Source organism: Streptococcus mitis, assembly GCF_003942795.1.
Lineage (GTDB): Bacteria > Bacillota > Bacilli > Lactobacillales > Streptococcaceae > Streptococcus > Streptococcus mitis_BJ.
Genome location: NZ_RJNY01000004.1, coordinates 125,161 through 138,084, shown reverse-complemented (window position 1 = coordinate 138,084; position 12,924 = coordinate 125,161). Strand labels below are relative to the sequence as shown.

At 44.4% G+C, this 12,924-nt stretch carries 13 protein-coding genes; 2 read left to right on the top strand and 11 right to left on the bottom strand.

Annotated elements, in window-relative coordinates:
* Positions 1-89: 89 nt before the first annotated feature.
* The 5 genes from D8847_RS03345 to D8847_RS03325 form a co-directional block, all read right to left on the bottom strand.
* The gene (locus tag D8847_RS03345) at positions 90-953 is read right to left on the bottom strand and encodes an Rgg/GadR/MutR family transcriptional regulator (protein WP_125840605.1); all 864 of its coding nucleotides are present in this window, start codon (positions 951-953) and stop codon (positions 90-92) included.
* 103 nt (positions 954-1,056) lie between these two features.
* The gene (gene tsaD, locus D8847_RS03340; RefSeq protein WP_125840604.1) at positions 1,057-2,067 is read right to left on the bottom strand and encodes a tRNA (adenosine(37)-N6)-threonylcarbamoyltransferase complex transferase subunit TsaD; all 1,011 of its coding nucleotides are present in this window, start codon (positions 2,065-2,067) and stop codon (positions 1,057-1,059) included.
* Positions 2,057-2,494, bottom strand: coding sequence for a ribosomal protein S18-alanine N-acetyltransferase (gene rimI, locus D8847_RS03335; RefSeq protein ID WP_125840603.1), 438 nt, complete (start codon positions 2,492-2,494; stop codon positions 2,057-2,059). The genes tsaD and rimI overlap by 11 nt, the downstream gene beginning before the upstream one ends.
* Complete coding sequence (tsaB, locus tag D8847_RS03330; protein ID WP_125840602.1) at positions 2,491-3,174, bottom strand: tRNA (adenosine(37)-N6)-threonylcarbamoyltransferase complex dimerization subunit type 1 TsaB; 684 nt, start codon at positions 3,172-3,174, stop codon at positions 2,491-2,493. The genes rimI and tsaB overlap by 4 nt, the downstream gene beginning before the upstream one ends.
* A 344-nt stretch (positions 3,175-3,518) precedes the next feature.
* A complete protein-coding gene (locus tag D8847_RS03325) occupies positions 3,519-3,734 on the bottom strand; it encodes a hypothetical protein (RefSeq protein WP_125840601.1) in 216 nt (71 codons plus the stop codon).
* Positions 3,735-4,022: 288 nt separating this feature from the next.
* Here D8847_RS03325 and D8847_RS03320 point away from each other — a divergent pair, with 288 nt between their 5' ends.
* Together D8847_RS03320 and rnjA are read left to right on the top strand one after the other, a co-directional pair.
* Positions 4,023-4,256: a DNA-dependent RNA polymerase subunit epsilon gene (locus tag D8847_RS03320; RefSeq protein WP_033584763.1), complete on the top strand. Its 234-nt coding sequence runs from the start codon at positions 4,023-4,025 to the stop codon at positions 4,254-4,256.
* A 1-nt stretch (position 4,257) separates the two neighbouring features.
* Positions 4,258-5,937 carry a ribonuclease J1 gene (rnjA, locus tag D8847_RS03315; RefSeq protein WP_084867719.1) on the top strand — a complete coding sequence of 560 codons (1,680 nt, stop codon included), beginning with the start codon at positions 4,258-4,260 and terminating at the stop codon, positions 5,935-5,937.
* Between the two features lie 141 nt (positions 5,938-6,078).
* Here rnjA and mnmG read toward each other — a convergent pair whose 3' ends face one another.
* From mnmG to D8847_RS03280, 6 genes are all read right to left on the bottom strand, one after another.
* Positions 6,079-7,992: a tRNA uridine-5-carboxymethylaminomethyl(34) synthesis enzyme MnmG gene (gene mnmG, locus D8847_RS03305; protein ID WP_125840600.1), complete on the bottom strand. Its 1,914-nt coding sequence runs from the start codon at positions 7,990-7,992 to the stop codon at positions 6,079-6,081.
* Entirely contained in the window at positions 7,982-8,413 is a 432-nt protein-coding gene (locus D8847_RS03300) for an NUDIX hydrolase (RefSeq protein ID WP_125840599.1), read from the bottom strand. Before D8847_RS03300 ends, mnmG begins: the two co-directional genes overlap by 11 nt.
* Before the next feature lie 8 nt (positions 8,414-8,421).
* A complete protein-coding gene (locus tag D8847_RS03295; protein WP_185757911.1) occupies positions 8,422-8,877 on the bottom strand; it encodes an NUDIX hydrolase in 456 nt (151 codons plus the stop codon).
* 140 nt (positions 8,878-9,017) lie between these two features.
* Positions 9,018-10,139 carry a tRNA 2-thiouridine(34) synthase MnmA gene (gene mnmA / locus D8847_RS03290; protein WP_125840597.1) on the bottom strand — a complete coding sequence of 374 codons (1,122 nt, stop codon included), beginning with the start codon at positions 10,137-10,139 and terminating at the stop codon, positions 9,018-9,020.
* Positions 10,140-10,283: 144 nt separating this feature from the next.
* A complete protein-coding gene (argH, locus tag D8847_RS03285) occupies positions 10,284-11,690 on the bottom strand; it encodes an argininosuccinate lyase (RefSeq protein ID WP_125840596.1) in 1,407 nt (468 codons plus the stop codon).
* A 24-nt stretch (positions 11,691-11,714) separates the two neighbouring features.
* Entirely contained in the window at positions 11,715-12,914 is a 1,200-nt protein-coding gene (locus tag D8847_RS03280) for an argininosuccinate synthase (RefSeq protein ID WP_125840595.1), read from the bottom strand.
* Between the last annotated feature and the right edge of the window lie 10 nt (positions 12,915-12,924).

Here is a 12,924-nt window from a genome sequence, read left to right as displayed (position 1 = left end):
CCATTATGTAGGAGGACATGAANTGAAGAAACAAATCATAGCATTATTGACAATCGTTGCTGATATTATTATCATTTCCCCTTTTCTAACTAATCGATAAGCTCTTTGTATTGCTGTAAGCGTAGTTCAAAAAGGGCTGTTAATTGGGGATTTTCTAATACTTGCAGAGATTGGATAAAGTGTTCGATCTCTTTTTGATTGCTCCCCTTGGTTTGAAGGAAAACACTCATCTTCTTTAAAAACTGCCACAATAATTTCTCAAAAACATCGTATGGTCGGAGCATGCTCCCCAACTCGGCTTCAAAGATTGGGATATAGGATAAAAGTTTGCGCTCCATGAGCTCTGAGATGATATTTAACAGCCCTTGTTTCATATACAATCGATTGTGTACCAACTCTTTAAATTCCTTGGATTTTTCAAGTAAAGAGGTGGATAAAAAGATTAGATCTTGATTACTTAAGAAAGGCATAGTATTACAAAAAACATAGAGTTCAAACCAGGTCCAAGACTCGATAGCATAGAGGTAAGTAGTTAAAAACTCGCTATCCTCCTCTTCTAGCAGATAGTTTTTATCCAGAGAATGGATAGCGTTTTTAATCACAATAGCGTTCAAACGACGATAGATCTTCGCCATCTGTTCTTGCTCAACTTCCTCTAATAGTTGCTCTAAGCCAGCCATATCTTGATGGGCAAAGCGATCTACAACCTTTCTACCAAATCGCATATGTGGGGATTCCTGGTAATTATTAAGCTTGTGTCCAAACTCGTCGAAGGTCACATTTATCCCTTGGATAGCTAGTATCAGTTTATCCGCAGACAACATAGACTGCCCCAGTTCAAACTTAGATAACTGAGAAGCTGTTAGACCCTCACAAGCCACATCTGACTGCTTGAGTTTCCTCGCCAGCCGCAATTCCTTGTAAAATTCTCCCAATTCCATTCTCTCAATCATCTGACCGCCTCCTATTTTTTATATATTATATCATTATTTTTATATTTTTATCAAAATTTTCTGACATTTCGGCGAGCAAAAAAGCCAGCCTTAAGCTGACTCTTTATTCCATAGTATCAAAGGCGAGGCTTGGTTTGGCGTTGAGGTCCAAGCCTGCGAAGTTTTCTTTGTTCCACTCGCTAACGCTGGCATAGGCAATCATACCTGCATTGTCTCCGCAAAGGCGTAGGGGAGGGATGATAACCTTGACATCGGTGATTTCAGCTGCCAGGCGTTCTCTGAGACCTTTATTAGCTGCCACGCCACCGGCTACGACTAGAGTTTTAACAGGGTATTTTTCTAAGGCCTTCTTGGTTTTTGCCATGAGAATGTCCATGACTGCTGCTTGGAAAGATGCTGACAGGTCTTCCTTGGACAAGCTCTCTCCCTTTTGCTCGGCATTGTGGTGAAGATTGATAAAGGCAGACTTCAGCCCTGAGAAGGAAAACTCCAGATTGTCCTCTTTAATCATGGCACGTGGAAAATCATAGATATCCTGCCCCTGATGGGCCAACTCGTCAATCTCACGACCTGCTGGATAGGTCAATCCCATGACACGGCCGACCTTGTCATAGGCCTCCCCAACTGCATCGTCCCGCGTTTCTCCAACAATCTTATAATCCCCAGCCTCAGAAACATAGACCAACTCCGTGTGCCCACCGCTAACCAAGAGAGCTAGCAAGGGAAACTCCAAAGGCTCAACGCTCTGAGCCGCCATGAGGTGACCCGCCATGTGATTCACGGGGATCAGCGGAAGTCCATGAGCCCAAGCAAAGGCCTTGGCAGCTGACAAACCAACTAACAGTGCTCCGACCAATCCAGGTCCATAAGTAACGGCAACGGCTGTCACATCTTCTTCTGTAATTCCTGCTTCTGCTAGAGCCTCCTCGATGCAGGCTGTAATGACCTCGACATGGTGACGACTAGCTACTTCTGGCACTACGCCCCCAAAACGTTTGTGACTCTCAATTTGACTCGCAATGACATTGGACAAGAGCTCGTCATCGTTTTTCAGTACGGCAACACTGGTCTCATCACAGGATGTCTCAAATGCTAAAATATATCTATCCTTCATCTATTTCTCTCTTCATGATCATGGCGTCCTCGACTGGGTCATGGTAGTAGCCCTTTCTCTCAGCGATGACCGCCATCTTTTCTTTCTTGTAAAATGCTTGCGCTCGTTGGTTTGACTTTCTGACTTCGAGGAAAATCTCCTTATCCGCTGGCAATTGAGTAAACAAGGCTGACGCAATTCCCTGACCCTGATAGGCTCCTTTGACAGCGATTTGCAGGACTTCTGCCTCAAAGAGATTCTCCTGAACGGCTAGAAAGCCAATCACTTCTGTCCCATCATAAGCCAGAACGTACCAAGTCTGGTCTTGGGACAGGTCTGCTTGGATTTGTTCCAGCGTCCAAGGGCTGACTGGGTAAACAGCTGCCATGACAGCATAGATGGCTTGAGCTAGTTCAGGCTGTTTTTGGATTCGTTTGATTTCTATCATAGGTGTTTAATGTAAGATCCACCAGACTCGGTATGGTTCTTGAGCCAGTTTTCCTCGGCTTCAACACGCTTGAGGTAATTTGGCACAAAGTCGTACAAGGAGGCTGCTTCCTTATCCCATGCCCACAAAGCTAGATTAGCTGCATTTGGCAATGTTTCTTGGTAGCTAGCTTGTGGTAGCTGTTCTTGGATCTGCTCAACAAAGGGACCAACTTCTCCAACAAAGGTCACTTGTTCAGCATCCTTGACCTGCTCTACCACTTCCGCAAAGGACAAGTGTGCTTCTGGCATGACAGGTTTGGCATTTTCATAAAACCCTGCATAAACATTATTGCGACGTGCATCCATCAAGGGGACAATCAAGCCTTCTTGTTGGCGTGGCACCAGAGCTAAAAGGCTTGACATCCCAACCAACTCGATGTTCAGTGTATGAGCTAAGGTCTTGGCAGTTGCTACCGCGATTCGTAAGCCAGTATAACTACCTGGTCCTTCAGCTACCACGATTCGATCCAAATCCCTGGGTGTCCAATCCAAACTTGCCATCAAAAAATCAATGGCAGGCATGAGGGTAATACTGTGATTTTTCTTGATATTGATTATGGTCTCGGCAAAAACCTGCTTGTCCTCTAAAATGGCTAGAGAAAGAGCCTTGCTGGACGTATCAAAAGCTAATACTTTCATAACATATTCCTATCTTTTTGTCTGCTTACTATTATACTACAAAAGCGGGCGCATGGGAATTTTCTTTGTTTTGAAACAAAAGGAGCCTGCCACTTAGGACAAGCAATTCTGCACAAAAAATTCAAAAAAACGGTAGATTTTTTCTATCTTTTCCAATAGGAAAGTAAACAAGGGATTGAAAGGTTCACCATAAGAAGTTTAGATAAAACATATATGCTTTGACTCGATATTCGATACGAGAGAACATCGTCGTAACAATAAAGATAGCACCTAAAAATAGAAAAAGTCCATCCCATCTATCAAGACGAGGTGGACTTTCTGTATATTTAGATGAATAATTGACTTTAGGCATTTAAACCAAAGTAGAAAACGAGCCAGACAACATAGGTGACCATGAGGAGAAAAATTGAATAGAGCGTCACAAAAGCGAGCTTCCAAAGGAATTTTGTTTTGCGGTGTTCCAGATGCACAAACAGGGCATTCCCACCATAGACACAAGCTACAAAGACTACAAACATCAAGAGGCGAACCCCTACTGCAAATTCAAACAAACTAAACATTCTTAATCCTCCTTGTTTAAAAGCTATAGGGAATATTCCCATCCATAAGCTTCCCTTTCTCTTCCCATTATAACACCTAAGCGCTCTCCGACCAAATCCTACCTGTCTTTTTGCTCCTTCTTCCCCTCCCGACTTTCTCGTTTCCGTCTTTTACTAATTTTTCATTTTGTGGTATAATTGAAATAATTGTAACGAATCAAGGTCAATCTAGGCACAAAATGGAATGAAATCAAGCAAATCTCTGCTAAAAGTTTGGAATAAGTTGACCTATAAATAGAAAGGAACTATATGATTTACAAAGTTTTTTATCAAGAAACAAAAGAACGTAGCCCACGTCGTGAAACAACACGCGCACTTTACCTAGACATCGATGCCAGCTCAGAACTTGAGGGCCGTATCGCTGCTCGCCAACTTGTCGAAGAAAACCGCCCAGAGTACAATATCGAGTATATCGAACTCTTGTCTGACAAATTGCTAGATTACGAAAAAGAAACTGGCGTCTTCGAAATCACGGAGTTCTAATATGGCCTATACTCTTAAACCTGAAGAAGTCGGCGTTTTTGCCATCGGTGGTCTGGGAGAAATCGGGAAAAACACGTACGGAATTGAATACCAAGACGAGATTATCATCGTCGATGCTGGGATTAAATTCCCAGAAGATGACTTGCTGGGTATCGACTATGTTATCCCCGACTACTCTTACATCGTAGACAATATCGACCGCGTCAAGGCTGTTTTGATTACACACGGACACGAGGACCACATCGGTGGGATTCCATTCCTGCTCAAGCAAGCAAATGTCCCTATCTATGCTGGACCACTTGCCTTGGCTTTGATCCGTGGAAAACTCGAAGAACACGGCCTCTTGCGCAACGCTAAACTTTACGAAATCAATCACAACACTGAGTTGACCTTTAAAAATCTCAAGGCAACTTTCTTTAGAACAACCCACTCTATTCCAGAGCCTTTAGGAATTGTCATTCATACCCCTCAAGGAAAAATCGTCTGTACGGGTGACTTCAAGTTCGACTTCACACCAGTTGGTGAACCTGCAGACTTGCACCGTATGGCAGCTCTTGGTGAAGAGGGTGTTCTCTGTCTCCTCTCTGACTCGACAAATGCAGAAGTGCCAACCTTTACCAACTCTGAAAAAGTCGTTGGTCAGTCCATCATGAAGATTATCCAAGGCATTGAAGGACGCATCATCTTTGCATCCTTTGCCTCAAATATCTTCCGTCTCCAGCAAGCAACGGATGCCGCTGTTAAGACTGGACGCAAGATTGCAGTCTTTGGTCGTTCTATGGAAAAGGCCATTGTCAATGGTATCGAACTTGGCTACATAAAAGCTCCTAAGGGAACTTTTATCGAGCCAAATGAAATCAAAGACTATCCTGCGGGCGAGATTCTTATCCTCTGTACAGGTAGTCAGGGTGAGCCGATGGCAGCCCTCTCTCGTATCGCTAACGGAACCCACCGTCAGGTGCAACTCCAACCCGGCGATACTGTTATCTTCTCTTCTAGCCCAATCCCTGGAAATACCACTAGCGTCAACAAATTGATTAACACTATTTCTGAAGCTGGTGTCGAAGTTATCCACGGTAAAGTGAACAATATCCATACATCTGGACACGGTGGTCAGCAAGAGCAAAAACTCATGCTCCGCTTGATTAAGCCAAAATACTTCATGCCTGTCCATGGTGAATACCGCATGCAAAAAGTCCACGCTGGACTAGCGGTGGATACGGGTGTCGAGAAGGACAATATCTTTATCATGAGCAATGGTGATGTGCTTGCCCTTACTGCAGACTCAGCTCGTATCGCAGGTCATTTCAACGCCCAAGACATCTATGTCGATGGAAATCGTATCGGTGAAATCGGTGCGGCTGTCCTCAAAGATCGTCGTGATCTATCTGAAGATGGTGTCGTTCTAGCAGTCGCAACTGTTGACTTCAAGTCACAGATGATTCTTTCTGGCCCAGATATCCTCAGCCGAGGCTTTGTCTACATGAGAGAATCTGGTGACTTGATTCGCCAAAGCCAGCGCATCCTCTTCAATGCAATTCGTATCGCACTGAAAAACAAGGATGCTAGCGTGCAATCTGTCAATGGTGCTATTGTCAACGCCATCCGACCATTCCTTTATGAAAATACAGAACGTGAACCGATTATCATCCCGATGATCCTCACACCAGATGAAGAATAATACTCTTTGAAAATCAAATTCAAACCACGTCAGCTTCGCCTTGCCGTACTCAAGTACAGCCTTCGGCTAACTTCCTAGTTTGCTCTTTGATTTTCATTGAGTACAAGTCAACAAAACAGCCCCGTCTTCGGAGCTGTTTTTCTATGCTTTCTTTTCTTGATTTTTAGAAATACTACGATTTTTACCTTCAAGATACACCATCAAAATAGAAATATCTGCTGGATTTACTCCCGAAATACGGCTAGCTTGGCCGATGGTTTCTGGATTGATGAGTTTGAACTTCTGGCGAGCTTCTGTTGCAATGGAGTCAATATCATCCCAGTCGATATTGGCTGGAATACGTTTTTCTTCCATGCGTTTCATCTTGGCAACCTGATCCATGGCTTTAGAAATATAGCCTTCGTACTTGATTTCTGTTTCAATCAATTCGATAATCTTGTCATCCAAATCCTCAGCAGCTGGCCCGATGAAGGCCACCACATCTTGGTAAGAAACTTCTGGACGGCGAAGGAATTCCTTGGCGGTCACGGCATCAGTCAATGGCTTGAAGCCCATCTCCTCAACCTTAGCATTAGTTTCCTTGACTGGTTTGAGTTTGATGCTATCTAGTCGCTTCATCTCATTGTCAAATTGATTTTTCTTGATTTCAAAGCGAGCCCAGCGTTCATCATCCACAAGCCCAATCTCGCGTCCCATCTCTGTCAAACGCATATCCGCATTGTCATGACGGAGGATGAGACGGTATTCAGCACGACTGGTCAAGAGACGATAGGGTTCAATGGTTCCCTTGGTCACCAAGTCGTCAATCATCACCCCGATATAACCGTCACTGCGCTTCAAAATCAACTCAGGCTTGCCTTGGATTTTCAGAGCCGCATTGATACCCGCGATAATCCCTTGACCAGCAGCTTCTTCGTAACCTGACGTTCCATTTGTCTGACCAGCTGTGAAGAGGCCTGAGATTTTCTTGGTTTCTAGAGTCGCACGCAACTGGTGAGGTAAGACCATATCATACTCAATGGCATAACCAGTTCGCATCATCTCAGCATTTTCCAGACCTTTAATGGAATGAACCAAATCACGTTGGACATCCTCAGGCAGACTAGTTGATAAACCTTGAACGTATACTTCCTCAGTGTCACGCCCTTCTGGTTCTAGAAATAGTTGGTGACGTTCCTTGTCCGCAAAGCGCACAATCTTATCCTCAATCGATGGACAGTAACGAGGTCCCACACCCTTAACTACACCCGTAAACATAGGCGCACGGTGTAGGTTGTTTTGGATAATCTCATGGCTGGTACCATTGGTATAGGTCAACCAGCATGGCACTTGGTCCTTGACATAATCCTCATCACGTGAAGTGTATGAGAAGTGATTAGGGGCCTCGTCTCCTGGCTGAATCTCTGTCACGTCATAATTGATAGAGGAAGCCTTAACACGTGGAGGGGTTCCTGTCTTGAAACGACCGATTTCGAGGCCCAGTTCCTTGAGATTATCAGCTAGGTTAATCGAAGCTAGACTGTGGTTTGGTCCTGATGAATACTTGAGGTCTCCGATGATGATTTCCCCACGGAGGGCTGTCCCTGTCGTCACGATAACAGCCCTAGCAGCATACTCTTGATGGGTCGCTGTACGCACACCGACAACCTTGCCATCTTCGACCAAAATCTCATCAATCATGGTTTGACGAAGGGTCAGATTCTCTTGATTTTCAACTGTCTTGCGCATTTCCTTAGAGTAAAGCTCCTTGTCAGCTTGCGCACGAAGGGCACGGACAGCTGGACCTTTCCCAGTGTTGAGCATCTTCATCTGGATGTAGGTCTTGTCAATATTCTTGGCCATTTCCCCACCGAGGGCATCCACTTCACGCACGACAATCCCCTTGGCAGAACCACCGATCGAAGGGTTACAAGGCATGAAAGCCAGCATTTCAATGTTGATGGTCGCAAGCAAGACCTTACAGCCCATACGGCTGGCAGCCAAGGAAGCCTCAACCCCAGCATGTCCCGCACCGATTACAATAATATCGTATTCTTCTGTAAAATTATAAGTCATTTCTTAACCTTTCAAAAATTTCTCGCAAATAAGGAACTAACTTCTCCTCCTCTAGAGCTTGATCCATAGTAACCCATTTAAAGTGTGTATGCTCTTCAGGATCTAATCTGATAATTGGCTTCTCCTCAACCCACTCTGCTTTATAAACTAAGCGAGTAAAGACCGTATCCTTAGAGGTATCCAGTTGACTATCTTCGTGAAGAAGTTTGAGCGAACTGCTATCTAGTCTAACTCCCGCTTCTTCAATGCATTCTCTAAGAGCACCATCTTGCGGAAGTTCACCCTTTTCAACTCCGCCACCAGGAATATCCCAGTAAGTCGGATAAACGTTGGGTTCTCCTCTTTTAATTTCCGAACGCTGAATGAGCAAATAATCACCACCACTATGAACAAGTACATGGGCAATAAGCTTAACCATCATTTTCTCTCCTATTCCTCAAGATGAATGTGTCTTAGTTGACCGTCCCAATCCGGCAGGGCTGTTTTTAAAAAGGCTGGAACTAGCTGGATATTCTGGAGTTCATCCAAGTCAATCCACTCACAAGGCTGCATTTTTTCGTCTTCCTGCATGGTCAATGGGGCATCCTCAAGCAAGTTCACCAGATAATGAAACTCGATGTTGTGATAGGAAACACCGTCTTGTTCAAAACGATTTTCAACCACAAAAGCTAGCTGTCCAGCTTGAGCTTTGACACCTAGTTCTTCCCTCACTTCACGGACTACCGCGTCGTCCGTACTTTCGTTGACTTGAATCGCACCACCAATAGTGTAATACTTGCCCTTGTCTTTGGTAACTAGGAGCTTGCGATTTTGAAGAATCAAGGCTGTTGCCCGAACACCAAAAACAGTATTTCCCACTTTTGTCCGAAAGTCTCGTTGAGTCATTTTTGTCCTTTCCCTTAAACGACACAAAAACAGTCAAAACTCCAAAGAAGTGCAGGACAAAAAAGCCTGCAACATCCATGAGCTTTGACCATCATTTCTATTGCTTTTATTATTGTAGCAAATTGAGAAAATTTGTCAATCTAAATGTACTGACAAACTTGTCCGTCGCGGTAGGCATTATCAATCAAACCGCCACCTAGACACTCTTCACCATCGTAAAAGACAACTGCCTGCCCTGGTGTAATCGCGCGCTGTGGCTCCGCAAAGATGACCTCTGCCTTGTCTCCTTTGACATGTACAGTCACCTTAGAATCAGGCTGACGGTAGCGGAATTTGGCCGTACATTCTAGTGTAAATTCCTCTGGCATCTCACGAGTAAAGTGAACTTGACTGGCCTCTAGGCTTGTTGACATGAGCGAGTCATGGTAGAATCCTTGTCCGACATAGAGGATATTCTTGCTCAGGTCTTTTCCGACAACGAACCACGGCGCATTGTCACCACCGTGTTGCCCACCGATACCAAGTCCGCCACGCTGACCAATCGTATAATACATCAGACCAGCATGCTCACCCATATCGCGACCATCCACAGTCATCATGCGACCAGGCTGGGCTGGTAGGTAGTTGCTGAGAAAGTTTTTAAAGTTCTTTTCTCCGATAAAGCAAATCCCTGTCGAATCTTTCTTCTTGGCAGTCACAAGTCCAGCTTCTTCAGCTATTTTTCGGACTTCAGGTTTTTCCAGATGCCCTAGAGGGAACATGGTTTTTTGGAGTTGTTCTTGCGAAAGTTGGCTGAGGAAATAGGTCTGATCCTTGCCATTGTCCACGCCACGAAGCATGTGAACAGTGCCATCCTCATCACGCGCCACTCGGGCATAGTGCCCAGTCGCTACATAGTCTGCTCCCAAGGTCATGGCATAGTCCAAAAAGGCCTTGAACTTGATTTCCTTGTTGCACATCACATCTGGATTTGGCGTGCGCCCTACACGGTATTCCGCTAGAAAATACTCAAAGACGCGGTCCCAGTACTCTTTTTCAAAATTGACAGAGTAGTAAGGAATGCCGATCTGGTCTGCCACTGCAGCCACATCCTTGTAGTCTTCGGTCGCCGTACAAACGCCGTTTTCATCTGTGTCGTCCCAGTTCTTCATGAAGATACCGATCACATCGTAGCCCTGCTCCTTGAGCAAGAGAGCCGTCACCGACGAATCAACACCACCACTCATCCCCACAACAACACGTGTTTTAGAGTTATCACTCATGGTAAGTCTCCCATCTATTCGTTTATTCACGATTGAAGGTCGTGTGTGCTTAACGATTGAAGGTCGCTTGAGCAGTATTCATTATAACACGCTTGGTTAGAGAAGACAAGAAAGAGGCTGATAAATCATCTCAACCTCTCTTTCTTACTTTGCAAACGAATCAATTCCCCCTTTAAGTTCTTTCTTCGCTTGTTCTATCTGGTATTTCACTTGTTCAAAGCCGGTCCCTCCTAAGGAATTCCGTCTCTGAACAGCGGTTTCTAGGCGCAAGTAGATATAAATATCCTCTTCAATCAAGGGATGGTAGACTTGCAACTCCTCCAAATCCCAATCTTGGATGTTTTTACCATGCTTGATAGAGTCTAGAACCAATTTCCCTACTATTTCATGCGCTTCTCTAAAGGGGAGGCCATTTTCAGCCAAATAATCTGCCAGTTCGGTCGCATTCGAAAAATCATTCTCTGTAGATTGCTGCATTTTGGCCTTATTAACCTGCATGCTCGATAGCATACCTGCCAACACATCCAGAGAATTTAAAATCGTTTCTACTGTATCAAACATGCCTTCCTTGTCCTCTTGCAAATCCTTATTGTAGGCCAGAGGCAAAGACTTCATGACAGTCAATAGCCCAAGTAAGTGTCCGTAAACTCGGCCTGTCTTCCCTCGAATCAATTCGGCCATATCAGGATTTTTCTTCTGGGGCATGATAGATGAACCCGTTGAAAAGCTATCAGACAAGCTAATGTACTGATACTCAAAACTGCACCAATTGATGATTTCTTCACAAAAACGGCTCATATGCATCATCAAAATGCTGGCATTTGACAGGAATTCCAAGATAAAATCACGGTCACTCACTGCGTCCAAGGAATTGGTATAGGGTTGTTGGAAGCCTAGTAAATCACTCGATAATTGACGATCGATTGGAAAAGTTGTCCCCGCTAAGGCAGCTGCACCCAGTGGAGATAGGTCCGTATGTTTCAGGTTAAATGCGAATCGCTCGCTGTCCCTTTGAAACATATTGTAATAAGCCATGAGATGGTGGGCAAAACTAATCGGTTGGGCGTGTTGTAAATGGGTATAGCCTGGCATGATGGTTTCCACATGTTTTTCAGCCAAATCCAGCAAAACACTGTTCAGATTCGCCAACTTATCCAAGACATGGCCAAGTTGCTCCTTTAGATATAAGTGCATATCCGTTGCGACTTGGTCATTCCGAGAACGAGCCGTGTGTAGTTTCCCAGCCAGAGGACCGATTTTCTCTGTCAGCAACACTTCCATATTCATATGAATATCTTCATTTGCAATATCAAAATGAAGCTCTCCTGCCTCTAAATCTCGCAACAAAGCTTGCAGACCATCTTGGATCTGCTCTGCCTCTTCCAAGCTTAAAATGCCAGTCTGTCCTAGCATTTGAACATGAGCTAGGGAGCCCATCAAATCAAATTTTGCCAGCTGGTGGTCAAAGGAAATACTCGCACCGAACTGTTCTACCCAATCTTCCACAGTGCCTTCAAATCGACCACCCCATAATTTTGTATTTTTCGGCATATTCTGTCGTCCCTTTCTATCGCGTCACTGCTCAACATTTTTCTGAACTTCTGAATAAACCTTGGTCGGAAGCCCCCAAAGCTTGATAAAACCAACAGCCGCATCTTGGTCAAAGGTATCTGCGCTAGTATAAGTCGCCAAATTTTCATCGTAAAGAGAATTTGGTGATTTCCGAGCCACTACCTGAGCATTCCCCTTATAGAGTTTAACTTTTGCAGTTCCATTGACAACTTTCTGTGTCTCCTTGATATAGGCAATCAAAGCCTGAGTTGCTGGGCTGAACCACAAGGCATTATAGATGAGATTAGACAACTCATTTTCGATAATAGGTTTGAAATGAGCCACTTCTCTCACAAGAGTCAAATCTTCAATCTCCTTATGAGCTGCCAATAAAGTCACAGCACCTGGGCACTCATAAATCTCTCTTGACTTAATACCGACTAGGCGATTTTCCACATGGTCAATGCGACCGACACCGTGTTTGCCCGCAATTTCATTGAGCTTTTGAATCAAAGCAGCCACTTTCATCTTTTCTCCATTGAGGGAGATGGGCACCCCACAGCTAAACTCAATGTCAATAAATTCTGGACTGTCTGGTGCCTCTTCTGGCGAAGATGTGATTCCAAATGCTTCTTCTGGCGCTTGGTTCCAAGGATTTTCCAAGACACCACATTCATTTGCACGTCCCCAAAGATTTTGATCGACAGAGTAAGGATTGTCAAGGTCAGCTGGAACTGGAACGCCGTTTTCTTTGGCATATTGGATTTCTTCTTCACGAGACCATTTCCACTCACGAACAGGCGCAACTACCTTTAAATTGGGATCCAAAGCTGCAATTGAGACTTCAAACCGAACTTGGTCGTTTCCCTTACCTGTACAACCATGAGCAATTGTGGTTGCCCCCGTCTGATGAGCTATTTCAACGAGTTTTTTTGAAATAAGAGGGCGACTCAGAGCAGATACCAAGGGATACTTCTGTTCATAGTAGGCATGAGCCTGAAGGGCCACTAAAACATAGTCATTAGCAAATTCTTCCTTAACATCAATGACATAAGACTCAACAGCCCCAACCTTGAGAGCTTTATCGTGGATGAACTCCAAGTCTTTTCCTTCACCCACATCCATACAAACAGCGATCACATCATAGTCTTTTTTTAACCATGTAATAGCAACTGATGTATCCAATCCACCTGAATAGGCTAAAATGATTTTTTCCTTACTCATTTCTCTTCCT